Annotated in this window: 22 protein-coding genes and 1 tRNA gene; 9 read left to right on the forward strand and 14 right to left on the reverse strand. The window is 63.9% G+C overall.

Features of this window, described 5'->3' with window-relative positions; translation table 11 throughout:
* Nucleotides 1–10: 10 nt before the first annotated feature.
* Entirely contained in the window at nucleotides 11–1,759 is a 1,749-nt protein-coding gene (locus HMA55_RS10030; protein ID WP_181192913.1) for a choline/carnitine O-acyltransferase, read from the forward strand.
* Here the strand turns inward: HMA55_RS10030 and HMA55_RS10035 are convergent.
* The 3 genes from HMA55_RS10035 to rpsA all read right to left on the reverse strand — a co-directional run bounded on the left by HMA55_RS10035 (nucleotide 1,756) and on the right by rpsA (nucleotide 4,313).
* Nucleotides 1,756–2,109 carry a DUF4259 domain-containing protein gene (locus HMA55_RS10035; protein WP_181192914.1) on the reverse strand — a complete coding sequence of 118 codons (354 nt, stop codon included), beginning with the start codon at nucleotides 2,107–2,109 and terminating at the stop codon, nucleotides 1,756–1,758. The genes HMA55_RS10030 and HMA55_RS10035 overlap by 4 nt on opposite strands.
* A 66-nt stretch (nucleotides 2,110–2,175) precedes the next feature.
* Nucleotides 2,176–2,772, reverse strand: coding sequence for a dephospho-CoA kinase (gene coaE / locus HMA55_RS10040; RefSeq protein ID WP_181192915.1), 597 nt, complete (start codon nucleotides 2,770–2,772; stop codon nucleotides 2,176–2,178).
* Between the two features lie 77 nt (nucleotides 2,773–2,849).
* Nucleotides 2,850–4,313, reverse strand: a complete 1,464-nt coding sequence (gene rpsA / locus HMA55_RS10045; protein ID WP_181192916.1) for a 30S ribosomal protein S1 — start codon at nucleotides 4,311–4,313, stop codon at nucleotides 2,850–2,852.
* Between the two features lie 446 nt (nucleotides 4,314–4,759).
* On the opposite strand from rpsA, the gene HMA55_RS10050 reads away from it, so the two are divergent.
* The gene (locus HMA55_RS10050; protein WP_181192917.1) at nucleotides 4,760–5,986 is read left to right on the forward strand and encodes a YkvI family membrane protein; all 1,227 of its coding nucleotides are present in this window, start codon (nucleotides 4,760–4,762) and stop codon (nucleotides 5,984–5,986) included.
* A 420-nt stretch (nucleotides 5,987–6,406) separates the two neighbouring features.
* On the opposite strand, the gene polA is transcribed toward HMA55_RS10050, so the two are convergent.
* Nucleotides 6,407–9,064, reverse strand: a complete 2,658-nt coding sequence (gene polA / locus HMA55_RS10055) for a DNA polymerase I (RefSeq protein WP_257802593.1) — start codon at nucleotides 9,062–9,064, stop codon at nucleotides 6,407–6,409.
* 98 nt (nucleotides 9,065–9,162) lie between these two features.
* Here polA and HMA55_RS10060 point away from each other — a divergent pair.
* Nucleotides 9,163–9,236: transfer RNA gene (locus tag HMA55_RS10060), tRNA-Leu, on the forward strand.
* Between the two features lie 63 nt (nucleotides 9,237–9,299).
* Here HMA55_RS10060 and HMA55_RS10065 read toward each other — a convergent pair.
* Nucleotides 9,300–9,773, reverse strand: coding sequence for a hypothetical protein (locus HMA55_RS10065; RefSeq protein ID WP_181192918.1), 474 nt, complete (start codon nucleotides 9,771–9,773; stop codon nucleotides 9,300–9,302).
* Nucleotides 9,770–10,036, reverse strand: a complete 267-nt coding sequence (locus HMA55_RS10070) for a helix-turn-helix transcriptional regulator (RefSeq protein WP_181192919.1) — start codon at nucleotides 10,034–10,036, stop codon at nucleotides 9,770–9,772. Before HMA55_RS10070 ends, HMA55_RS10065 begins: the two co-directional genes overlap by 4 nt.
* An 86-nt stretch (nucleotides 10,037–10,122) precedes the next feature.
* On the opposite strand from HMA55_RS10070, the gene HMA55_RS10075 reads away from it, so the two are divergent.
* The 4 genes from HMA55_RS10075 (at nucleotide 10,123) to HMA55_RS10090 (ending at nucleotide 13,535) form a co-directional block, all read left to right on the forward strand.
* The gene (locus HMA55_RS10075; protein WP_181192920.1) at nucleotides 10,123–10,770 is read left to right on the forward strand and encodes a hypothetical protein; all 648 of its coding nucleotides are present in this window, start codon (nucleotides 10,123–10,125) and stop codon (nucleotides 10,768–10,770) included.
* 115 nt (nucleotides 10,771–10,885) lie between these two features.
* Entirely contained in the window at nucleotides 10,886–11,785 is a 900-nt protein-coding gene (locus tag HMA55_RS10080) for an ABC transporter substrate-binding protein (protein WP_181192921.1), read from the forward strand.
* A 2-nt stretch (nucleotides 11,786–11,787) separates the two neighbouring features.
* Nucleotides 11,788–12,762: an amino acid ABC transporter permease gene (locus tag HMA55_RS10085; RefSeq protein WP_181192922.1), complete on the forward strand. Its 975-nt coding sequence runs from the start codon at nucleotides 11,788–11,790 to the stop codon at nucleotides 12,760–12,762.
* Complete coding sequence (locus HMA55_RS10090; RefSeq protein ID WP_308239997.1) at nucleotides 12,762–13,535, forward strand: amino acid ABC transporter ATP-binding protein; 774 nt, start codon at nucleotides 12,762–12,764, stop codon at nucleotides 13,533–13,535. The genes HMA55_RS10085 and HMA55_RS10090 overlap by 1 nt, the downstream gene beginning before the upstream one ends.
* Nucleotides 13,536–13,590: 55 nt before the next feature.
* Here HMA55_RS10090 and coaD read toward each other — a convergent pair whose 3' ends face one another.
* Genes coaD through HMA55_RS10120 form a run of 6 tightly spaced genes read right to left on the reverse strand, consistent with a single transcriptional unit; the run spans nucleotide 13,591 to nucleotide 19,934 of the window.
* Entirely contained in the window at nucleotides 13,591–14,067 is a 477-nt protein-coding gene (coaD, locus tag HMA55_RS10095; protein WP_181192923.1) for a pantetheine-phosphate adenylyltransferase, read from the reverse strand.
* On the reverse strand, nucleotides 14,068–14,652 hold the full coding sequence (gene rsmD, locus HMA55_RS10100) for a 16S rRNA (guanine(966)-N(2))-methyltransferase RsmD (RefSeq protein WP_181192924.1): 585 nt from the start codon (nucleotides 14,650–14,652) through the stop codon (nucleotides 14,068–14,070).
* 18 nt (nucleotides 14,653–14,670) lie between these two features.
* The gene (locus HMA55_RS10105; RefSeq protein ID WP_181192925.1) at nucleotides 14,671–16,773 is read right to left on the reverse strand and encodes an ATP-dependent DNA helicase RecG; all 2,103 of its coding nucleotides are present in this window, start codon (nucleotides 16,771–16,773) and stop codon (nucleotides 14,671–14,673) included.
* Nucleotides 16,774–18,306 carry a DAK2 domain-containing protein gene (locus HMA55_RS10110; RefSeq protein WP_181192926.1) on the reverse strand — a complete coding sequence of 511 codons (1,533 nt, stop codon included), beginning with the start codon at nucleotides 18,304–18,306 and terminating at the stop codon, nucleotides 16,774–16,776. It abuts the gene before it with no gap.
* 24 nt (nucleotides 18,307–18,330) lie between these two features.
* Entirely contained in the window at nucleotides 18,331–18,987 is a 657-nt protein-coding gene (locus HMA55_RS10115) for a uracil-DNA glycosylase (protein ID WP_181192927.1), read from the reverse strand.
* Nucleotides 18,972–19,934 carry a thiamine-phosphate kinase gene (locus HMA55_RS10120; protein ID WP_181192928.1) on the reverse strand — a complete coding sequence of 321 codons (963 nt, stop codon included), beginning with the start codon at nucleotides 19,932–19,934 and terminating at the stop codon, nucleotides 18,972–18,974. The genes HMA55_RS10115 and HMA55_RS10120 overlap by 16 nt, the downstream gene beginning before the upstream one ends.
* Nucleotides 19,935–19,967: 33 nt before the next feature.
* Here HMA55_RS10120 and HMA55_RS10125 point away from each other — a divergent pair, with 33 nt between their 5' ends.
* Nucleotides 19,968–20,897, forward strand: coding sequence for a DUF3515 domain-containing protein (locus HMA55_RS10125; RefSeq protein WP_181192929.1), 930 nt, complete (start codon nucleotides 19,968–19,970; stop codon nucleotides 20,895–20,897).
* A gap of 48 nt (nucleotides 20,898–20,945) precedes the next feature.
* On the opposite strand, the gene HMA55_RS10130 is transcribed toward HMA55_RS10125, so the two are convergent.
* Together HMA55_RS10130 and HMA55_RS10135 are read right to left on the reverse strand one after the other, a co-directional pair.
* Entirely contained in the window at nucleotides 20,946–21,986 is a 1,041-nt protein-coding gene (locus HMA55_RS10130) for a D-alanine--D-alanine ligase family protein (RefSeq protein ID WP_181192930.1), read from the reverse strand.
* Between the two features lie 21 nt (nucleotides 21,987–22,007).
* A complete protein-coding gene (locus tag HMA55_RS10135; RefSeq protein ID WP_181192931.1) occupies nucleotides 22,008–23,006 on the reverse strand; it encodes an NAD(P)H-dependent glycerol-3-phosphate dehydrogenase in 999 nt (332 codons plus the stop codon).
* Nucleotides 23,007–23,096: 90 nt separating this feature from the next.
* Here HMA55_RS10135 and HMA55_RS10140 point away from each other — a divergent pair, with 90 nt between their 5' ends.
* Complete coding sequence (locus HMA55_RS10140) at nucleotides 23,097–24,107, forward strand: NUDIX hydrolase (protein WP_181192932.1); 1,011 nt, start codon at nucleotides 23,097–23,099, stop codon at nucleotides 24,105–24,107.
* Nucleotides 24,108–24,115 lie beyond the last annotated feature (8 nt).

The following is a 24,115-nucleotide window of genomic DNA, read 5'->3' on the forward strand; positions in this document are numbered from 1 at the left end:
GGCGGCCGACGTGCCGATTACACCGCACCCAGAGACCCGCGACCTGAAGCCTCTGCCCGTCCCAGACCTCAACAACACGTTGGAGGGCTACCAGCGCGCTCTCGAGGCGGTGCTCGATGGCCCTGATCTTGAGCGTGCACACGAGATCACCGCGGACTTCGCGGAAGAACAGGGCCCGCGTCTCGACGACGCGCTGCGAACACGCGCGGCGCAGCGCGAATCGCAGGGCACGAACTGGCTGTCCGACGAGTGGTACTCTGCGTATCTGACCACCCGCGGCCCTTTGCCGCTGACAACCAACGTTGGCTTCCAGCTCTCGCTGCCGACGGGCGCAACCGGCCTCGACCGCGTCGTCGAACGTATTCAGCGCGCAATTGCTGTGCACTTGCAGTCCGCCTCCGGTGACCTACCGGAGAACGTGGATGCGCGCGGCAACCGGATTACGCAAAACCAGTGGTTCGTCTATGCAGGCGGACTCCGCCACCCGCGGCCCGGCGAAGACGAGATCATCGCTTCGACAGCGGGCGCCGCCAACCGCGAAATCGGCATCTTCCTCAGCGGGCGCCTATTCGCGCTCAAGGTCACGGACGATTCCGGCGCACCAATATCTGCCGCATCGCTGCGCGCCGCGCTGGAAGCGGTCCTCCAACGCGATGCTGAGCCCGGTGCCCGCACCGGCGAGCTCGATTTCAATGCGCCGTCGCTGCTCGGGTCGGGTGCGCTGGGTGAGCTGCTGCCAGAGCTGCTGTTGCGCGGTGAAAACGAGGCCGTCTACGACCGGCTTCGCGACATGCTGTTCACCGTCGACCTCATCGACGTGCACGGGCGGTCGCAGGAGACCGACGCCCAGCGCATCGAGCGCTTGACGTTCCTGCCTCGCGGAGCGTGGGTATACAAGCCGCTGAGCTACCAGTTCAGCCTGGCTGACGAATGGGCCGCGGTGCACGTCGAACACTCCTGTCAGGACGGCGCCACACTTGTTACCGCGGTAACCCGCATGCAGAACGCAACGATCCCGGCTGGAGTGGATTTGGCCGCCGGCCCCGAAGAGCTCGCCTGGAATTTCGGCGAAGATCTGTCGGAGCGCATCGCGGCCGGCGTCGCCGATGTGGCGCAGCAGGCCGGGGAGCTCCACACTGAAATTCTCGCTGTGCCGCACGATCTTCCAGCAGACCTGCCGTTCAAGTTCAGCCGCGACGCCTCCGCGCAGCTCACGATGACGATCACCCAGCAGCTGACTTACGGCAGGGTTCGCGCCGTTTACGAGGCGGTGGACATGCGCGAATACCGTGCCGGACGCACAGAGTGCCTCCGCGCCGCAACGCCGGAAGCAGTCTCGTTCGCACGCAAACTCGTCGCCGGGTCAGCACAGCAATCCGACCTCGAAGCTGCCGTCGACGCCCACCGTGCGTGGGTCAAGCGCTGTAAATCCGGCAACGGCTTCGACCGCCACATCCAGATGATGGCGACAATTGACGACTCGCACCCGTTTTTCACCGATCCCCTCGCGACCGCGGCGCGCCGCGACTTCTTGTCCACCACCTCGATCGGCGGTGCGGACCAAGTGGTGCGCTATTGCTTTGCGCCGTCGGTGCCAGAGGGCTTCGGCATCGCCTACACCCCGCTGACGGACGACGGCGAATTCTGCGTGTCGTTCAACGCGTTCACCGCGGAGCGGCCGAACGAGTTCACCGCCAACCTCACCGAGGCCGGTGCGTTGCTCTGGCGGTTCTGCGGGGAACTCTCCGCTGAATCCTAAACGGCGTATCTCCGGGCGGCGGCGAGCCATTCGTCCAGCTCGCCCGCTTCCTCCCACATCGAGTACAACGCGGAACCTCCTGGGCGCACCGCGGCCTGCGCGCGCCGGCGGATCCACCGCTTGTCGTCCATGGTGAACGGGTACTCAACCACCTCGCCCGCGTACCCCTCAGGCATGTGGCCGTTCAGCACCGCGGCTAGGGCAATAACGGACTCCGCCTCATCCGTGCCCAGCGCACCGAGACCGCACTCAAAGCGGAATTGATCCATGCGGAACGTGCCGTTGACCAGCGCAGCCACAGCGTCATTTGCAGAGTCGTTATCGAACGGCCCCGTGTTCCACGTACCCATGCCAGAGCAACGTAGGCGCACAAAGTAAATGGAACGTGTCACACCGGTAAATTTCGCCGGTATAACTTACAAATCTTTGATTTTCTCAACTAGCGCCGCGACCTGTGGTGCGAGTGCATCGAGCGGCCCGTTGTTGTCGATCACGACGTCCGCTGCCGCAAGGCGCGTCGAGTCGTCCACCTGTTGCGCCACCCGCGCCCGCGCGTCCGCTACATCGAGCCCACGCTTATCGACGAGCCTTCGGACCCTCTCATCCACATCCACACCAACCACAACGGTGAGATCCATCGTCGTGTGCAAACCGAGGTCCACTAAAAGCGGCATGTCGTATATCACGGCCTGCTCCCCCGCCTGCTCGGCCGCCGCAAACCGGCGCTCGGATTCCGCGCGGATGGCAGGATGCGTGATCCCGTTCAGTCGCTCGGTGGATTCCTTTGAGGCAAAGGCGCGGCGCGCCAGCTCCGCACGGTCAAGCTGACCGTCCTCACCGATGAGGTCGGCACCGAAGACCTCCGCCACCTCCTCTAAAACGGGCGAGCCTGGCTCCATTATTTCCCGCGCGATTTGGTCCGCGTCCACCACGACGAAACCTTCGTCGGCGAGCATCCGCGCTACCGTCGATTTGCCGCTGCCGATGCCGCCTGTTAGGCCCACTTTCTTCATGGGCCCGAAGATAGCAAAACGCCCCACCTCCACCGGTGCGGTGGGGGCGGGACGTGACGTCGCTACGCTAGCTGCGACTAGTTGCCGGCGAGCTTGTCGCGCAGAGCGGCAAGCTGCTCGTCGGAAGCCAGCGAGCCGATGTTCTCCTCAGCCTGGTCAGCCGCCGGAGCTGCAGCTGCAGACTCAGAGGAGTAGTTAGCCTGCTCGCCCTCCTGCTCCGCCGCCTCGGCGGCTGCAGCGCGGTGGCGCTCGATCTGAGCAGTGTGGGCCTGGTGGCGACGCTCTGCCTCGGCGTAGCGTGCCTCCCACTCCTGGCGAGCCTCGTCGTAGCCTTCCATCCACTCGTTGGTCTCCGGGTCGAAGCCCTCCGGGAAGATGTAGTTGCCCTGCTCGTCGTAGGAGTCGGCCATGCCGTAGCGGGACGGGTCGAACTCCTCGACGTAATCCTCGTCGGCCTGCTTGAGGGACAGGGAGATACGGCGACGGTCCAGGTCGATGTCGATGACCTTGACCATGACCTCTTCGCCGACGCCCACAACCTGGTCCGGAACCTCCACGTGGCGCTGAGCCAGCTCGGAGATGTGAACGAGGCCCTCGATGCCCTCCTCCACGCGAACGAACGCGCCGAACGGAACGAGCTTGGTGACCTTGCCCGGGACGATCTGGCCCACAGCGTGGGTGCGGGCGAACACGCGCCACGGATCCTCCTGGGTCGCCTTCAGCGACAGGGAAACACGCTCGCGGTCCAGGTCGACGTCGAGCACCTCGACGGTGACCTCGTCGCCAACTGCGACAACCTCGGACGGGTGGTCGATGTGCTTCCACGACAGCTCAGAGACGTGCACGAGGCCGTCAACGCCGCCGAGATCAACGAACGCACCGAAGTTGACGATGGAGGACACGACACCCTTGCGGACCTGGCCCTTCTGCAGCTGGTGCAGGAAGTCGGAGCGGACCGCAGACTGGGTCTCCTCCAGGTAAGCGCGGCGGGACAGGACCACGTTGTTACGATGCTTGTCCAGCTCGATGATCTTCGCCTCGAGCTCCTGGCCGATGTACGGATCCAGGTCGCGCACGCGGCGCATCTCGACCAGCGATGCCGGCAGGAAGCCGCGCAGACCGATGTCGAGGATGAGGCCGCCCTTGACGACCTCGATGACCGTACCGGTAACCGGCTGGTCGTTGGCCTGCAGCTCCTCGATGGTGCCCCACGCGCGCTCGTACTGCGCACGCTTCTTGGACAGCATCAGGCGGCCTTCCTTGTCCTCCTTGGTCAGGACAAGCGCATCAATCTCATCGCCGACCTCGACCACGTCTTCCGGGTCAACGTCGTGCTTGATGGACAGCTCGCGGGTGAGGATGACGCCCTCGGTTTTGTAACCGATGTCGAGCAGGACCTCGTCGTGGTCGACCTTGACCACGGTGCCGGTGACAATGTCGCCATCGTTGAAGTACTTGATGGACTTGTCTACTGCGGCGAGAAATTCCTCAGGGCCACCGATGTCGTTGATGGCAACCTGGGGTGCGTTGGAAGTGCGCATAAGTAGTATGTGCTCCGAAAAAATAGGAGATCGTGATTGGACAGAGGCGTCTCTCTCAGCAGAGTAAACACCACGCCAGATGATGGGGTTCGCGTCCGCCGATCTCGCGCCGAGCTGGTCACCGCACCCTCCTATTACGGTGGGCACCACCCTCGCGCATAGACACGCCCGAGCAAGCTTAAACACTTTGCCCAGCTAGAGCAAATAAAAGGGGCGGCTTTGGGATGCCACCCGGACGGCGGGCCTGCTAGTTGGGTAGCCTGCCCGCGCCGTTTACGCACGATTTGACATTAGCTTCCAATGATAAGTCCCTGACCTGCGGTGGAATACCAGAACGCTCGTCCAGATTGTCAGATCGCGCGCACGCACCGCCCTCACGAGGCGGCAGCTACCATAAAGTACGGCCGATACAGATCACCATTAATCGATTTTTCGGAGAAATTTTTATGTTCAAACGCAGCCTCGCAGTCGCTGCCTCTTTTGTAGGCATCGTTGTCGGTGCCGGTTTCGCCTCTGGCATGGAGGCGCTGCAATACTTCGTTGCCTACGGGACGAACGGGTTTTACGGCGTCATCCTCGCCAGCGTGACAATGCTGTTCGCCGCGACGGCGTTCATGTCGTTCGGCTCATACTTCCTCGCCAGTGAGCATAATGAAGTGTTCTACAACGTCACGTCCAAACCCGCCGCGTTCATCATGGACTGGTCCGCGGTGGCCTGTATGTTTTCAGTCGGATTTGTCATGTTCGCCGGTGCCGGGTCCAACCTCAATCAGGCATTCGGGTGGCAAGTTTGGGTCGGTGCTGTTGCCATGCTGGCCCTCATGCTTATTGTCGGGCGATTCGACGTTGACAAGGTCTCTTCCGTTATCGGATGGGCCACCCCGCTACTCGTGGTGTTTGTGCTCATCGGCTCCATCTATTCCTTCACCCAGGTGGATGTGAGCTGGACCGAGGTAAACGATTACGCGCAACATGAGGTCAGCCGCGCCGACGGCACTCCGTACTGGTGGCTGGGCGCGCTCAACCACACCGGCCTAAACGCACTTTGCGGCGTCTCCATGGCGTTGGTGATGGCCGGCGACGAGTTCGACACGAAGAGTTCGCGCATCGGAGGCGTCCTGGGCGGTGTGATTTACGCAGTCATGCTGGCTCTCCTGGTGGCGTCTCTGCTCCTTCAAGTCGAATCCGTCAACGGCGACGACATGCCGCTGCTCTCCGTGATCGAAAACGTCGACCCCGTACTTGGCTTGGTGATGACCTGGGTCATCTTCCTCATGGTCTTCAATACGTGCTTGGGCATGTTCTACGCACTGGCGAAGCGCCTCACCCGCAAGAAGCCGGAGCGCTTCTACCCCGTCTACGCCATCGCCTGCGTAGTGGGCTTTGGATTGTCATTTGCAGGTTTCCAGCCGCTGGTAAGCAGCCTCTACCCCATCCTGGGTTACCTCGGGCTGTTCGTCATGGCGGTAATGACCGTGATGTACCTCCGCCACAGGAGCGAGCTAAAGGAAGAAGGTGAGCGACGCGCCGAGGCCGTGGAGGGTGAGAGCGATGTCGACGAACTTGCGAGCGACTCCAACCTGGAGGACGAAGAGTTCAAGGATGCACTGCAGGATGAAGTCGACGACGCTGACGAAAAAGATCAGAAGCGCTCGCTCAACGATCTGCTCTAGCGGACCGGGGGGACGCGTTGGGGGTGAAATGGCCAGTTACCAGCAGGTGAACTGCTGGTAACTGGCCTCGTTTCGTAGCTGGTCACGCGTCCAACTATGCGCGCGTCTCGGATGTCTAAAACGGCGCCCCTGAACTTTTACTGTGCATTCGTTGAGCGAGTCCTTAACCATCGGTAAGGTAACACATGGCTTTCGGGGGACGACCTGGCCAGGGGTGAAATCTAAGCCTCAGCTGGGTCCCGCGCACCCCTGGCGGCCCCTTCCCCCAAGGGGAGGTAGACAACTAAATAGTGACGGGGCTGCTGGGGGAGGCCCCAACTGGGGGCACGGCAACTGGGGAGGGTGCCGTGGGGCAAGGCGGGTAGGAACACTTTCACTGTGTTCCTACCCGCCTCTGCTCACCGCCTGAGACGTCGCGCGCTAGTGGGCGGCCTCGTCCCAGTTACCGCCGGTGCCAGCGGAGACTTCGAGCGGAACAAGCAAGTCGATCGCCTCGTCCATCTCCCGCTCCACGATGTCGCGCACCTGGTCCAACTCCCCCGGCGCTACTTCCACAACAAGCTCGTCGTGGACCTGCAGCAGAACCCGGGATTGCTTATCGGCCAAGGCGGCATCCACCCGCAGCATCGCCACCTTAATGATGTCGGCCGCGGTTCCCTGAATGGGAGCGTTCAACGCCGCGCGCTCGGCGTTCTCCCTCGCCACGCGGTTGTCGCTGGTCAGTTCCGGTAGGTATCGCCGGCGCCCGAACAAGGTGGAGGTGTAGCCGTCTCGGCGCGCTTGTTCCACAACCTCGTCCAGATAGCGCTTCACACCGCCGAACCGCTCAAAGTAGCTTTCCATAATGTCTTTCGCCTCGCCGGCGGAAATGGAGAGCTGGTTGGATAAGCCGTACGCGGAGAGGCCGTAGACGAGGCCATACGACATCGCCTTCACGCGGCGACGCAGCTCCGGGGTGACCTGATCAATGGGCACATCGAACACGCGGGAGCCGACGAAGTTGTGCAGGTCCTCCCCTGCCCGGTACGCCTCAATCAATCCCTCATCCTGGCTCAGGTGTGCCATGACGCGCATCTCAATCTGCGAGTAATCCGCTGTGAGCAGGCACTCGTAGCCCTGCCCAACGACAAACGCGGAGCGGATCGTGCGACCCGCCTCGGTGCGGACAGGAATGTTCTGCAGGTTCGGCTCCGCAGAGCTCAACCGCCCGGTGGACGCGACGGTCTGGTTAAACGTGGTGTGGATGCGGCCGTCCGGCTGCACGGTCTTGATAAGCCCCTCGATGGTGGACTTCAGCTTCTGAATTTCACGGTGCGCAAGCAGGTGATCCAGAAACGGGTGCGGGTGCTTTTCCGCCAACGCCTCGATCTCACCGGCGGCCGTGGAGTAACCGGTTTTTGTCTTCTTCGTCTTCGGCAGCTCCAGTTTGTCGAAGAGCACCGTGGACAGCTGCTTCGGGCTGGAGAGGTTCAACGACGGCTCGTCCACAAGCTGGCGCGCCTCCTGCTCGATCTGCTCCACCTTGAGCGTGAACTCCTTACGCTGATTCTCCAGGACGTCCACATCCACGGCGATACCGGTGTGTTCCATGTCCGCCAGCACCGTCACCAGCGGAAGCTCCAGGTCGGCGTACAGCTCGTAGGAGGACATCTCCCGCAGCTCTTTCGCCAACTCGGCAGAAAGCTCGAGGATGGCGGCCGCCGCGTCCGCGTCCGCAGTGTCGCCGAGCAGGCTCATTTGATCAGACCCGACGCTAAGCTGCCGCTGCAGGTGGCGTTGGTAAATGTCCTCCAGGGCGTACGTCCGCTGGCCCGGGCGCAACAGGTACGCGGCAATAGCGGTGTCGTGCGCAATGCCGCGCAGCTTTATGCCCCGACCGCGCAGCATGTGGTACGCGGCCTTCGCTTCGTGCATGAACTTCGGCGCGTCGGACTCGAGCCAGCGCTTCAGCGCCGCGTCTTCGTCGGCGCTCAGGTCCGCCGCCAGCTTGCTCACCGCGTGCCTCTGCTTATCGACGATCGCCAGCGCCACCACATCACCCTGCCCCGGCGTGGCGCTGCCGGTGATGTAGACAGCCAGGCCGTCAGCTGCCCGCTCCTTGAGCCAGGTGTCCAAAGGTTCGTCATCAAGCGTGATGTCCTCGAGTTCGACCACCTCGGACTCGGGCGCGGCACCTTCGGTAGGCACCGCAGCGAGAACGCGCTCGCGGAGATTGACGCCGAACTCCAGGTCGTCGAAGCGTGAGGCAACCTTGGTGACATCCGCCGGTTTGAGCTCGAGATCACGCGGCGCGACCGGTAGCTCCACGTCCGTGACCATCTGCGTGAGCTCGCGGTTGAGCCTGACCTGCTCGATGCGCTCCCGGAAATTGTTCGCGGCCATGCCCTTGAGCTCGTCGGCGTGCTCAATGAGGCCGTCGAGGGTGCCGTACTGCGAAATCCATTTCGTGGCTGTCTTCTCTCCCACTTTGGGGATGCTTGGCAGGTTGTCCGACGGGTCCCCGCGCAGCGCCGCGAAATCCGGGTACTGCAGTGGAGTGAGGCCATACTTGTTCTCTACCTCTTCCGGGGTGAAACGGGTGATGGTGGATACACCGCGCGTCGGGTACAGCAGCGTCGTGTTCTCGTCCACGAGCTGGATGTAGTCACGGTCGCCGCTGACCAAGACGATCTCGAAATCACCCTCAGCACGCGCCTGAGTGACCAGCGTGGCAACAATGTCATCCGCCTCGAAGTTCTCCTTGCTCAGCGTGGTTATGCCAAGATCCCCCAGCACGTCCTCGATGATCGGAACCTGGCCCTTAAATTCCGGCGGGGCCGATTCGCGCTGCGCCTTGTACTCCGGGAAGCGCTCCGTACGGAACGTCTTCCGCCCCACATCGAAGGCCACGGCAGCGTGCGTCGGCTGCTCATCCGCCACGATGTTGGCAAACATGGAGAGGAACCCGTAGACCGCGTTCGTGTGCTGGCCTCCTGAAGTGGAGAAGTTCTCCGCAGGCAGCGCGTAGAAAGCGCGGAAGGCCATCGAGTGGCCGTCGATAAGCAGCAATCGCTTCTGGTTCTCGGGTGTAGTGCTCACGGTTGGCCAGTCTAGCGGCCGCCCCGACACGCCCTGAGTCGCGCATTTGCTAGGGGATTTCGCAGCCGGGACTGCGCTGGGATACACTTTCGCCCGACGCCCCAGTAGCCCAATTGGCAGAGGCAACGGATTCAAAACCCGTCCAGTGTGAGTTCGAGTCTCACCTGGGGCACAAACCATTACGGGGGTTTCAGAAAACTTTCGGGAGACGCTGACCGGACGTTCGGCGGTGCACTCAATCGCGGGCGATGAGCTCGTCGCGGTTGATTTTCCCCGCGAGGGAACGCGCCACAATGAACGGCACCCAGATCATCTGGCAGTAAACGACCTTCGCGAAGAAGAGTGCGACGGAAAGCCCATCTGGTTCCACCCAGAAACGCGTCGCAAACGCCACCACCCCGCTGAGGACGAACGTCGCCAGCGAAAGGCCGAGCGACCAGCGCAATCCGTCCTCCCGGGCCTCGAGATGACGCTTCAGCTCGTACTCGTCAAGCTCCGCCTCCGGAAGATCGGAGTGGCCGATCGACTTCCTCAGTGCGTAGATGCCGAGCGCTGCCGCAAGGCTGCCGAGCATCCACAGCAGGTTCGACACGCCTTGCGCTGGGAAGTGCAGCGCAGCCGCCATTACGAGGGCGGCGACCGCACCGTCGCCTATCCGCATCGCACGTTTGCGCTGGGAGACTGTTCCAGGGATCGAGGAGGTGGTCATTTCGTGTCCTTCCGGTACATCTCGGTCGACATTGGGCTGAACTCGGTTCTGGAGAAGACCGCTTCCACTGGGAGGTTGAACACCTCGCACACCCGAAACGCGAGACTCAGGCTCGGGTTGTGGTCGCCGCGCTCCAAGGCGCCGATCGTTTGCACATTGACATCAACCGCGTCAGCGAGTTGCTGTCGCGACATGTCCCTTTCAACCCGCAGCAGTCTCACCCGGTTGAAAATGGGCTCAGTTGCAGACTTTTTTAGGGGCATAGGGCAAATTGTTGTCTAAATACAACATTGTGTCAAGACTTCCTAACCACTTCGCCAATATTCACGGATTGGATAAGATACGGCCCATGCGCAAGTCTCTCATCGCCGGCGTTACCGCCGGAGCACTCGTCCTCGCAGGCCTCCAGGTTCCATCCTCGGCTGCAGAGCCAGCCCAGAGTGAGCCAACCCGTAACCAAGTAGGCAACGACCAAGCGGGCGATCTCGCAGCGTCGTTGGAGACCACTGCCGACGCTTTCGGGAAGCTCTCGGCGCAGGAAAACTCCTCCAGCAGCAACGATAAGGGTGCTGCCACGACGGACAACACCCCCAGGAAGCCTGGGGACCCTGCTGAGAGCCTGGAGTGGCTTGACCGTGATCCGGAAAACGACCCGCTCTACATCGACCCGGAGAAGAACCCGCTGAAGGAGATCTCTTCTTCCGACATGTTCCTCGAGTGGACCGATGGCATGGAGGAAGGTGAGGGCAAGGATTTCGTCCAGGCGTGGGCGCGCAACTCCTCCGTCCCGGACACCGCAAACCCTGTGGAGCTGTGGAAGCAGGAGGCTCAGGGCTCGGCGATGATGTCATCTGGCTTGTTTACTGGGGATTTCGCGCAGTCTTCTGCGGGTTCCAGCCAGGCCACCTCGGTGCTCATCCCTGTTTTCCTGGGTGTGCTGGTAATCGGCTCGCTGATTGAGCTGGTTATGCGCGGTATTCGCATGGTGCAGCAGTAGCCGAATCGTTTGCGTATCGACGGCCACAGGGGTGCCCTTGGGCCGTCGTTACGCATTTGCACCCCCGGTGTAATATACGATGCATTGTAAATATTCATCGTGTATTGGAGCCGGTATGCAACACACCACCTCCCTGCGCGTCGCCGCGTGCTTGGCCGCGACGACGCTGCTCGCGGGTTGCGTAACCAACGAGGAGGGCGGCAACCCGGACGGCTGGGAACCGATCGTCCCCGACGCTGTGCCTGAAATCGCGGCCATGGTGCCACCCGAGATCGCCGCGGACGGCGTGCTCAACGTTGGCACCAACCCGCCGTTCGCCCCGTTCGAGTTCAAAGATTCACACGGCCAGATCATAGGGGTAGAGATGGACCTCGCCCGCGCCGTCGCCGGCGTCATGGGGCTGGATTTTCAAGCCGAGGACATGGACTTCGCCATGATCCTGCCCGCTGTATCCGCGGGCAGTTTGGATGCCGGCGCGTCCGGGTTCACGGACAACGAGGAGCGCCGCCAGTCCTACGACTTTGTCAATTTCCTCTACGCCGGCGTGCAGTGGGCCGCGCAGCCGGGCAACGATGTGGACCCCAACGACGCCTGCGGCCTGACCGTGTCGGTCCAGCGCACCACGGTCTCCGACACTGACGACGTGCGCCCCAAATCTGAAGCCTGCGAGGCAGCGGGCAAAGAACCGATCACCGTGCTCGCGTTCGACACCGCCGATAACGCCGCCCTTGCCGCGCTGGTGGGGCGCGCAGACGCGTACAGCGCGGACTCCCCCGTCTCTGCGTGGGCTGTAGAGCGCTCCGACGGCGAGCTGGAGATGATCGACGAGATGTTTGACGCCGCACCCTACGGTTTCGCCGTGCCGAAAGGCTCGCCGCTTGCGCCCGCCATGGCCGCGGCGATGCAGCACCTCATCGAGAACGGCGAATATGCGCGCATTCTTGACCAATGGAACATCGACACGGGCTTACTCGACCGCGCCTTGATCAACGAACAACCCTTGGGAGGACAGTGAGCATGAGCACCCCCTATTCCGAATATGCCGCTAAAAACGCGCAGCAGGGCGAGCGCACCCGTCCCGAGCGCATTGAGGCGAAACCCCTGCGCCACCCCGGACGCTGGGCGCTTGCGGCGGTGCTCGTCGCGCTCGTGGTGTGGTTCATCATCGGTGCCGCGCGCAACGACGCCTACGGGTGGGACACCTACTTCACCTACCTCCTGGATAGCCGGATAGCCACCGCGGCGCTGCACACGATCGCCATCACTGTTCTCGCCATGGTTTTTGGCGTCGTGGGCGGCGTGCTGCTCGCCGTGATGCGCATGAGCCCGAACCCGGTGTTCAAGACCGTCTCTTGGGTGTTTCTTTGGGTCTTCCGAGGAACGCCGGTGTACGTGCAGCTGATGTTCTGGGGGCTCGTGGGAGCGATCTACGACACGATCAACCTCGGCTTCACCGAGATTCCGCTCGACCCGTTCACGTCCTCCGCCTTCGCACTCGCCGTGGTGGGCTTGGGGCTGAACGAGGCCGCGTACATGGCTGAAATTGTCCGCTCCGGCGTTTCTGCCGTACCGGAGGGACAGGTAGAGGCGTCCAAGGCACTCGGCATGAGCTGGGGCCAAACCATGCGCAGGACGGTGCTGCCGCAGGCCATGCGCATCATCATCCCGCCGACCGGCAACGAGTTCATCTCGCTGCTGAAGACCTCATCCCTCGTCGTGGCAGTCCCCTACTCCCTCGAGCTCTACGGCCGCTCCATGGACATCGCCGCAGCGCTGTTTGAGCCGGTGCCACTGCTGCTCGTAGCCGCAACGTGGTACCTGGTGATCACCTCGGTACTCATGGTCGCCCAGCACTACTTGGAGCGCTACTTCGACCGTGGCGCCACCCGCCAGCTCACCGCCCGCCAGCTGGCAAGCCTTGCGGACGCCGAGGGCACCATTCCCAACAACGTTGAGATCGTCGAAGACCCGCAGAAGAAGGGGCAGCGCTAATGACCATCAAGCAAACGCCAATGATCCAAGCCGTGGACGTGTGGAAATCCTTCGGCAACCTCGACGTGCTCAAAGGCATCGACATGGAGGTCTACCCCGGCGAGGTCGCGTGCCTGATCGGCCCCTCCGGCTCCGGCAAATCGACGCTGTTGCGCTGCGTGAACCACCTTGAGAAGGTGAACGCGGGCCGACTGTACGTGGACGGCGAGCTGATCGGCTACAAGGAGCGCGACGGCGTGCTGCACGAGATGAGCGAGAAAGATGCCGCGAAACAGCGCCGCGACATCGGCATGGTGTTCCAGAACTTCAACCTTTTCGGACACCGCACTGTGATGGACAACATCATCGAGGCTCCCGTCCACGTGAAAGGCGAGCCGGTGGAGCAAGCCCGTGCTCGTGCGATGGAGCTGCTCGAGATGGTCGGCCTCGGCTCCAAAGCGGATGCGTACCCCATTCAGCTTTCCGGCGGCCAGCAGCAGCGCGTCGCCATCGCGCGCGCCGTTGCGATGGATCCGAAGCTCATGCTTTTCGACGAACCGACCTCGGCCCTCGACCCCGAGCTCGTCGGCGAAGTGCTACGCGTGATGCGTGAACTGGCAGAGCAGGGCATGACCATGCTGGTGGTCACCCATGAGCTGGCTTTCGCCCGCGAGGTGGCGGACAAGGTCGCGTTTATGGACGGCGGCCAGATCATCGAGTACGGCACCCCTGAAGAAGTACTCGACAACCCGCAGCACGAACGCACTAAGGCGTTCGTGTCCACCCTGTTCTAGCAGGAAGAAAGGCGCCGCCAGAACAGTGCGGTGCCCAGCGCTGATCCAGACGGCGCTACCGGTACTTTTCCAGCATCGCCTCGCGGACGGTGTCCGGGACCAAGCCGGTGACGTCCCCGCCGTACTTTGCCACCTCTTTGGTCAGCGACGAGGAAATGTATCCGTATTTTTCGTCGGTGAGTAAGAAGTACGTATCCACGCCGGTGAGACGGCGGTTCATCTGCGCCATCGGCAGCTCGTACTCGTAGTCCAGCGAGGAGCGCAGTCCCTTGACCAGGGCAGTGATGTGGTGGGCGGAGGTGTAGTCCACCAGCAGCCCGCCCCAGCTATCCACGCGCACACCGGGCAGGTGGCCGGTGGCCTCGCGGATCAGCTCCACACGTTCCTCGACGGTGAACAACCCTGAAGTCTTCGTCGGGTTGCCGGTCACTAGCACCACAACCTCATCGAAGTGACGTGAGGCGCGGGTGACAATATCAAGATGGCCGTTCGTGATCGGATCAAACGAACCGGGGCACACTGCAGTAGTCATCTAGTCCTCCACCTCTGCTTCGGGGTCCGCGTAGACGGCCATGTCCATACGCGCGATGCCGTACAGACGCTTCTTCAGCTTCTGGCCGGTCGGGGTGAACTCTGCAGGCCATGCCGTTTCGGGGCTTTCACGGTGGCGTTCGACAACAACCACAGCGCCGTCGCGAAGCGTGGGCTTGAGCGCCTCGACCATCTCGGTAACGGCTTCGTCGATAAGCTCGTACGGCGGATCAGCGAGAACCATGTCGAAGTGCTTGCGCGGGGCCCGGGCCAGGTAGGTCGACGCCTTAACCGGCTCAACTCGCGTGTTGGGATGGCCGACCACGCTAGCGTTGTATTCAATGACCCGCACGGCTTCGGGATTGTTTTCCACCAGCACCACCTCCGCAGCACCGCGAGAGGCCGCCTCGAGTCCGAGCGCCCCAGAGCCCGCGAAAAGGTCGAGCACATTCATGTCCACGAACCCGAAGCGGACCTGGAGGGAGGAAAACAGTCCCTCGCGGGCTCGGTCCGAAGTGGGTCGCGTGCCCTCTGGCGGCACCTTGATCTTGCGGCCTCTGGCTTCGCCGGAAATGATGCGGTTCATGCGGACAACTTTAACGCGCTAGCTCTTATCCAAATACTCGAAGTCTTCAGCGACAAAGTGCGCGGTGGCCGCGCGGGCGTATTCCAGGTTGTCGGTGACCAGTCGCTCGGCGTCGTCGTAGGCGCGCCGGACCAGCTCGTAATCCTCTACGAGGTTCAGCAGCTTCAGCGTGCGGTGCTGGCCCGACTGTTCGGTGCCGAGTACGTCACCTTCGCGCCTGTTCAGCAGATCCAGTTCCGCCAGAGCAAAGCCATCGGTGGTGGCAGCGACCTGGGACACGCGCTCGAAAGACGGGGAATTCTCTTCCGCCAACGTGTGGAACAGGCACAGCGACTGGTTGCCGCCGCGGCCCACACGACCGCGCAGCTGGTGCAGCTGGGACACACCGAAGTGCTCGGACTCGCGCACCATCATCACGGTGGTGTTTGGCACGTCGACGCCCACCTCGATCACGGTGGTGGCGATAAGCACGTCCACCCCGCCAGCAGCGAAGTCCGCCATCACGCCGTCCTTCTCCTCACCCTTCATGCGCCCATGCAGCACAGCCACGTTGAGGCCCGCGAACTCGGTGGCGGACAGCTCAGCGAACACTTCGAGCACGCCACCCTCGCCCTCGATGCGCGGGCACACCACGTAGGCCTGGTGGCCGGCGGCGACCTCCTCCCGGATCTTCTCCCACGCACGCGCCACCCAGCGCGGCTTGAACTCCGGCACCACGGCGGACTGGATGGGTTTGCGCCCACCCGGCAACTCGCGCAGGGTGGAGACCGCGAGGTCGCCGAAGACGGTCATCGCGATCGTGCGCGGGATCGGGGTTGCCGTCATCACCAGCAAGTGGGGGGTGGTCTCCCCCGCCTTGGCGCGTAAGGCGTCGCGCTGCTCCACGCCGAAGCGGTGTTGTTCATCCACCACCACCAGCCCGAGGCGGAAAAACTCCACGCCATCTTGGATAAGCGCATGGGTGCCCACAACGATGTCGGCCTCGCCGGAGACGATCTTGAGCAGCGCGTCTTGTTTCTGCGCCACGGTCATAGATCCGGTGAGCGCCACGACGCGGGTAGGCAGTCCTGCGTTCATCAGCACCCGGGTCATAGACCGGGCGTGCTGCAGCACCAGCACCTCAGTGGGAGCGAGGAACGCGCACTGCGCGCCGTTGTCCACCGCCTGCAGCATGGCAATCAGCGCCACGATCGTCTTACCGGAGCCCACCTCCCCCTGGAGCAGCCGGCTCATGGGCACAGTCTGCGACATGTCTCGGGTGATCTCCGCGACGACCTCGTCCTGGCCCGATGTGAGCGGGAACGGCAAGCGCTGCACTAACAGGTCCTGGTCTCGGCCGACTACCCGCGGGAGGGCTGGTGCCGAACGTGCTTCCGCATCCGCCCGGCGCACGCCCATCGCTAGCGCCACCGAGAGCGCTTCGTCGTACTTCAACCGCTGCAGAGCACGCGAGGGCCCCTCCGGGCCGGGCTCGTGGATCTGATGGATGGCAGAGTTCAACGGCAAAAAGCCGATGGGGGTGAACCCCAAAGGCTCGTCGATAGGCGGCAGCGTTTTCAGCACCGCGTGCACCGCGCCCATGATGGTCCAGGTGCTCACATTTTTCACCGCCGGGTAGATGGGCAACCATTCCCGCCCGCTCATGATCTGCTCGATGTCGCCGAAGTGACCCAGCTGTTTGAGGGAGCCGGTGGCTTCCGTGGGCCCGTCGAGGAGCACGAAATCAGGGTGTGAAAGCTGCGGCTGGTTGCGGAAGACGTCGTACTTGCCGGTGAACATCACCCGGCGCCCCTCTTTGAGCACACGCTGGGCGTAGTGGGAGCCGAAGAAGGTGGCCTGAAACACTTGGCGGCCGTCGTCAACGTAGACCTTGTAAATCGGCCGTTTTGGCTGTTTATTCGTGTAAAACTGCTCGGTGGCGGTGACGGTTCCAACGATGTTCAGCGTGTCTCCCGGTTTCACCCCAGACAGGTCGGCACCGGTGCCGTAGTGGAGGTAGCGGCGCGGGTAGTGGCGCAGCAGTTCGCCGCAGGTGTGGATGTCGAGGTGCTTGCCTATCGCCTTGTCCTGTTTCAGCGGAATGACCAGGTTGAGCGGACGAGTGTCCTCGAACCCCAGCATTTACTCCACCCCAATCTCCGCGCAGGCTTGCAGTCCGTCCGCAGGATAAACCATGACGTCGACACCCAGCCTCTCCGCAAGATTTTCGAGCTGGTCCGCCTGCAGCTCGCCGGGATCGAAGAGGATGCTCACCTGCTCGCCACCGTGCTCTAATAGACGGCGGCAGGCGCGCTCAACAGCTTCCATCGGCTCGTCCGCCACCAGCATGTGCTCGCCGCGGGAGGTGACCACCACATCTCCCTTCGCCACGGCGCCGCTGAGTGTGAGCGCTCCCTTTTGCGCCCGAAACGCCAACGCGGTGCGCATCTCCCCGGCCGCCTCAGACATGGTGAATGCCGCTGTGGCTAGCGGCTGCGCGGGATCGTGGACGGACAGCGCCGCGATCCCGGAAACCAGCCGCACCGTGGGCAAGATGGTGATGGTTTGTTCGACAGCGCGGACAGCGTGCTCCACTTCGGCCAGCTCGGCGTTGCTCAGCTGGCCGTTGGGCAGCACAATGACCTCATCGCTGCCGGAGCGGGTAATCGCGTCGAGCATCGTGGCGGCCACATTCCGGCCCGGCGCGACAGTGACTGCGCCAGACGCGGCGTAAAGCGAGGTTACGGAGCCGGGGGGTGTGACTGCGATGATGAGCCGCTCGGGTTGGCCTGCCGGTAGCAGGCTCGGCAGGACTTCTAAGCGGAGGTGCGACACCGCGCCGGAGGCGAAGGCTTCCTCGATAACGTTTCCGGCTTCGCGGGAGTGGATGTGCACTCTGCCGTCGGTATCGCTGATGCGCGCGATGATCAGGCTGTCGCCCATGTCTTCGAGCCGTCCTTGGAGTGCGTCGAGGTCGCCGCGGAAGTCAAACATCACTTCCAGTTCGGCCTCCGTGCCGTGGCTTTCGGCACCATGCCAATCGACGTCCTTCGGTTCCCTCTCCCCCGGTTGCCCGTCCGTCAACGTCTCCAGTACCGCGAGGAGACCTGCGCCACCCGCGTCCACGACGCCTGCCTCGCGCAACGCTGGCAGCTGTGTCCGCGTCATCTCCAATGCCTCGCGCGCAGCTTGCGTCGCGGCCGCGGCGACGCTGCCCACGCGGCTCCCGACGGCACCCCGCGCAGCGTCGGCTGCGGCGCGCAGCACGGAGATGATGGTGCCCTCGACCGGATCTGCAATCGCGCGGTCCACAAAACCGACTGCGTTGGTCAGGGCTATGGCGAGCATCTCCCCTTCAGACTCGCCGTAGTGGGCGGCCTGAGCGAACCCGCGGAGCACCTGGGATAGCACCACGCCGGAGTTGCCGCGCGCGCCGCGAACAGCACCGACGGCCAGTGCTTCGGCGACGTCGGCCAGGCCCGCTTCTGCGGGGAGTGCGGATGCTTCCTCCACCGCCGCGGCCATGGTGTGCGCCATGTTGGAGCCCGTATCGCCGTCGGGCACCGGGAACACGTTGAGTTCGTTGATCTCAGCCCGCTTGCGTTCCAGCTCGCCAGCTGCGCGACGAGCCCAAGCGAGAAGGCTTGGGCCGTCAGCGAGCGGAGATACAGACATGCTGGGAGAGTTTACAGGGTCTGCTTACAGCGCCCAGTTCACTGGCTGGGCACCCATGGCCTCCAGTGCCTGGTTCGCCCGCGAGAACGGCCGGGAGCCGAAGAACCCTCGGGACGCTGACAGTGGCGAGGGGTGGGCTGACTCAATGCGCGGTGTATCGCCCAGAAATTTCGCGGCAGTCTGCGCGTCGCGGCCCCAGAGGATGGCCACCAACGGAGCGTCGCGAAGCACGAGCGCTTCGATGGCGGCCTGCGTGACCGCCTCCCACCCCTTGCCGCGGTGTGAGGCGGGTTTGCCTGGACGCACGGTAAGCACCCGGTTGAGCAGGAGAATCCCCTGTTTCGACCAGGAGCTTAAGTCCCCGTCTGCGCGCGGCGGCACGCCGATGTCCGCCTCGAGCTCTTTGTAGATGTTCACCAGCGAGCGCGGCGGCGCAACACCAGGTTGTGTGGAAAACGCCAAACCCATCGGGTGGCCCGGGGTGGGGTACGGGTCCTGGCCAACGATGAGCACCCGCACATCGTCGAAGGGGTCGGCGAACGCGCGCAGGATGTCGTGGCCGCGCGGCAGGTACTCCCCCTGCGCGCGGAGGAAATCCCCCATCGCGTGAATCTGGTCTTCTACAGGGGCGAGCGGTTCCTGCCACGAATCGTGCACCGGCAGCATCAGAAGCTCTCCCATCCGCGGGCGGTGGCGGGCTCCGCGCCGTCGATACGCACTCCCTGTTTCCGCGAAACCGTGCCGATGGAGCGAAAGCCCACTGGCGCAGACCCCTCGATAGTGCCCACCAGCGTGTGGTCCTCCCCGCCGCCGAGCACCCACTCCCACGGGTCGATGTGGAGGAGTTCGCCCGCTTCGCGCAGCAGCGCATCGGGCGTTAGGGCGTTGGAGGCGAGATCTATCCCAACGCCGGATACTTCCGCGATCTGGGAGATATCGCGGATCAAGCCATCGGAATTGTCCGTCATGGAACACGCCCCGGCAGCGCGCGCGACCACTCCCCGGCCCGGGGTCAGCTGCGGTACCTGGTGGGCTGCTACCAGCGGCTCTAAGGCTGGCGGGACCGCAACTCCCGCCTGCAGCAGCGCGAGGCCAGCGGCGGAGTAGCCGATGCGTCCGTGGGCGATGACGCGGTGGCCCGGGCGCGCACCAGCAAGGGTCAGCGGCGGACGATTGCCGCCGAGCGCGCCGATGGCGGTCACCGACAAAACCAACTCATCGCCGCTGGTCACATCCCCGCCGACGAGCTCGCAGGCGTAGTCCGAGGCCATGTCGCCTACTCCCCGGGCGATCTCCTCCATCACTACAACCGGCATGTCAGGGTGGGCGGATACCGCCAACAGCGCTGCGATTGGGCGTGCACCCATAGCCTCGATGTCGGCGAAGTTCTGCAGCGCGGCTTTGCGCCCAACGAAGTACGGCGTGCTTGTGTCGGAGGTGAAGTGGCGGCCCTGCACGAGCATGTCGGTGGCCGCCACGACTCGCGAGTTCGGGGTTGGAGGTGCCAGCACTGCCGCGTCGTCGCCATTCACCGCGGACGGGGCTTGGGCGCGGATGCGCTTGATTACGTCGCGTTCGCCGAGCTCGCGCAGCGTCGGCCCGCCGGTGGGAAAGCCTGTCTCAATCACGTCCTCGCCAGCCCTTTCACTACAGTTGCCGCCATGAGTTCCACGGCGCACGACCCACAGATTAACCGCACCACCATCTACGTAAGCCTTGGGCTGGCGGTGCTGCTGGTCCTCGGCGTGCTGGTAGGCGCCCGCGTGTATTTCAACCGCGTCGCCCTGCAGCCGGTCGCGATGACGGAGCTTCCGGCACCAGACGCGCAAACACCAGAGTGCGCGCAGCTTATCGACGACCTCCCGGCCACCCTCGCCGGGCTCAAGCGCGCCGAGTTGGCCGAGCCGGCGCCAGCGGGAGCCGCCGCGTGGCAGGCCTCCTCCACCGAGCGCATCACCCTGCGCTGCGGGGTGGACGCTCCCGCCCAGTACACCCCATACGCGTCCACTGAAGATGCGGACGGTACCCGCTGGCTGCAGGTGAACGATTTGACCCCCGGCTCCTCCCTTGCCACGTGGTACACGGTGGACCGCTCGCCGATTTTGGCCGTCACTGCGGATGTGACCCAGCTGGCTGACGGTATCCCACCGCTCTCTGCGCTGCCCACCGGCACTCTCACCGGGCCCGCCCCGCAACAGCGCCCCGCGCCGCTAGCTGACCTGGCACCGGCCGGTGATGCTGGCACGTGCGACGCGCTCATCGCCGCGGCCCCCGATTCCATCGCTGACGGCTACACCCGCGTCGATGCGCGCAGCCCGCACACCGTCGCGTGGTCCGCGCCTGGCCAAGACGCAATTGTGCTGCGCTGCGGCGTGGCCGCGCCAGAGAACTACGGCCCCGGCGCGCGCCTCGACCAGGTCAACGGCATCCCCTGGTTCGAAGACGTCAAGCTGGCCAACGGCACCACCGCGTCCACCTGGTACGCCATGGGGCGCGACGTGCAGGTGGCGGCGTCCCTCCCCCAGGTGGAGAGTAACGAGGCGATTACCAATCTGACCAACCTCGTCGCTGAGCACACCGCGGAACAGTAGCGGCGCCTCCCCGACGCTCTCGCCCGCTCCCGGGCGGGAGCGCGATACCTACCGCAGCGCGGTGCGGATCAGCGTGTCTAAAAGCTCCGGGTACTCCACCCCGGTGGCCCCCCACACCTGCGGGTACATGGAAATCGCAGTGAACCCGGGCATGGTGTTGACCTCGTTGAGCACCGGCCCGTTGTCGGTGACGAAGAAATCCACCCGCGCCAGCGACTTGCAGTTAAGCGCATTGAAGCAGGTCACGGCCATGTCCTGCAACTGCCCAATCAGCTCGTCCGAGTACGGCGCAGGGATGGTGGCGGTCACGCCTTCTTCCAGGTACTTCGTTTCAAACCCGTAGAATCCCTCCGCGGAGTCCTCGGTGCCGTTGAGTTTGGCGGGCACGGACGCTGCCACGGTGCCGTCGGGCCGCTCCAGCACGCCGACCTCCACCTCGTCGCCGACGAGCTCCGCCTCGACGATGACCTTGCCGTCGGACTCCAGCGCCAGCTCCACCGCGGCCGGAAGATCATCCCAGCTAGTCACCTTGGACACGCCGATGGAAGAGCCACCGTTCGCGGGCTTGACAAACACCGGCAGGCCAAGGTGCTCGCGTTCAACCTCTGTGAGGTCCCGGGCGTGGTCAACAATCACCTCGCGGGTGACGGGTATCCCCGCCGCGGCCACGAGCTTCTTGGTGTATTCCTTATCCATCCCGCACGCGGACGCCAGCACACCCGGTCCCACGTACGGCACTCCGGCCAGCTCCAGCAGACCCTGCACCGTGCCGTCCTCGCCGTACTTGCCGTGCAGCACCGGGAAGACTGCGTCGACGGTGGTGAGGGTCTCGCCGGAGGTGACGTCGTAAAGCACGCCCCTGCGCTGCGGGTTGAGTGAAAGTGCGACTTCGCGCCCATGCGTGACGACGGGCAGCTCCGCCCCCTCCGCCGGGTTGGTCGCACCCTCAACCCACACGCCGTCTTGCGTGATGCCGATGGGAAACACCTCGTACTCGCTGGGCATATGCGCCATCACCGAGTCGGCGGAGATGCAGGAAATGGAGTGCTCGGTGGACATGCCACCGTACAAAACAGCAATGCGGATCACGGAGGGACAGCCTACAGCCCGCTACTCTGCTTTCTTGCTGCGCCCCATCAGCGCCGCGACGGCGTCGGAGACGCGCATGCCTTCGTGGCACACCGCGTAGACGGCCTGGGTGATCGGCACCTCCACCGCGTGTTCCGCCGCCAGCTGGAAGATGCTGCGCGACGACACGACGCCCTCCGCCACCTGCCCCTTTGTGGCGGCGCGGGCCTCGTCGATGGTTGCGCCTTGGCCCAGCGCGGCACCGAACGTGCGGTTGCGCGACAGCGGTGAGGCGCAGGTGGCCACGAGGTCGCCCATTCCGGCGAGCCCAGCGAACGTGCGGGAATCTGCGCCGAGCGCAGTACCGAGGCGCGTCGTTTCCGCGAGACCCCGGGTGATAAGCGTTGCCAGGGTGTTGTCGCCCAGCCCCTGTCCGGCCGCCATGCCGCACGCGAGTGCGATGACGTTTTTGATGGCGCCGCCGATCTCGCAGCCCACCACGTCGGTATTGGTGTACGGGCGCAGGTAGCCCGTCGCGCAGGCAGCTTGGACGAGCTTGGCGCGGTTTTCGTTGGCGCAGGCGATGACCGTGGCTGCGGGCTGCTCCTCAGCAATCTCGCGCGACAGGTTGGGCCCACTCAGCACCGCAATGCGCTCATTCTCCGCCCCTGTGACCTCGGCGATGATCTCGCTCATGCGCATGTGCGTGCCAGTTTCCACGCCCTTGGAGATAGAAACGAGCGTGGCGTCGCCCGGCAGGTGCGGCGCCCAATCCATGAGGTTGTCGCGCATAGTTTGGCTGGGCACGCCAAAGACTGCAATGGCGGCACCGCGGAGCGCGTCTGCAGCGTCGGAGGTGGCGCGAACCGCCGGCGGGAGGGTGATACCGGGCAGGTACTCGGGGTTCTCACCGGTGTCTTGGATGGTTCGTGCGAGGCTTTCCCTACGCGCCCAGAGGGCAACGGGGTTGCCTGCGTCTGCGAAGACTTTTGCAAGAGTGGTCCCCCAAGAACCAGCGCCCAGAACTGTCACGTTGACCATGCGTGCGACCTCCCAGCGTTTTCAACCGCTACAACGTACCACCCCGCCCGGACGTAGCGCGCCCGCCAACTGTGCGACACAATGGAACCTATGCCTAATAACAACGGCCATCTGCACGAGCAGGACAAGGACACTCACGGCGAGATGTTTCTCACCGGGCGTTTACAGGAGATCCCGAACCGTCCGCACAACGAGTTCAAGCGCACCACCCTCGCCGCCGGCGCGGTGCTGTGGCGCGGGGACTTACGCGCTCCGGAATCCGTGGAAGTTGCCTGCATCCACCGCCCCCACTACGACGACTGGTCCCTTGCGAAAGGCAAGGTCGATCCAGACGAATCCCTGATCCAAACCGCGGTGCGCGAGATCAAGGAAGAAACAGGGTTCGACGTACGCCTGGGCAAAATGCTGGGCAAGACCGTCTACCCGGTGAAGAAGACCACGAAGGTGGTCTACTACTGGACGGGCGAGGTCACCGGCGGCGAGTTCGTCCCAAACGACGAGGTCGACGAGATCCGCTGGCTCCCCTTCGACCAGGCCGTCGAGCTGATGACGTACGACCTGGACCGCCAGGTGCTACGCAAGGCGCAGAAGCGTTTCCGTACCCCAGCAGATGCGCGCGTCCTGTACGTGCGGCACGCCCGCGCCCATGACCGCGAGAAATGGTCGGGCGACGATAATCTCCGGCCGCTGGACAAGAAAGGCCGCCGGCAATCGGAGATGCTCGTGCCACTGCTCAGCGCCTTCGCCCCCGAGCGGATTTTCTCGGCCGCCCCGGAGCGTTGCCAGACCACCGTCGCACCGTTGGCCGACGAGCTCGGATACGAAGTCGCGGTTGACGAGCGCTTCGGCGACGAGGCGTGGTTGACCGATATGGTCGGCGCCCAGCGCGCGTTCACGGACGTGGTAGACCAAGGTGGCACCAGCGTGGTGTGCGCACAGGGCGACGTGATTCCCGGCATGCTCGCTTGGCTCTCCGCGCAAGGCACGTTGCCGATCGACACCGACATCCACGCCAAGAAAGGTTCCGTGTGGGTGCTGAGCTTCAGTAACGGCCAGCTCACCGGAGCCGACTACATCCCCTCCGCACTACCGGTGCTGTAAGAAGAAAG

Source organism: Corynebacterium wankanglinii, from assembly GCF_013601005.1.
Lineage (GTDB): Bacteria > Actinomycetota > Actinomycetes > Mycobacteriales > Mycobacteriaceae > Corynebacterium > Corynebacterium wankanglinii.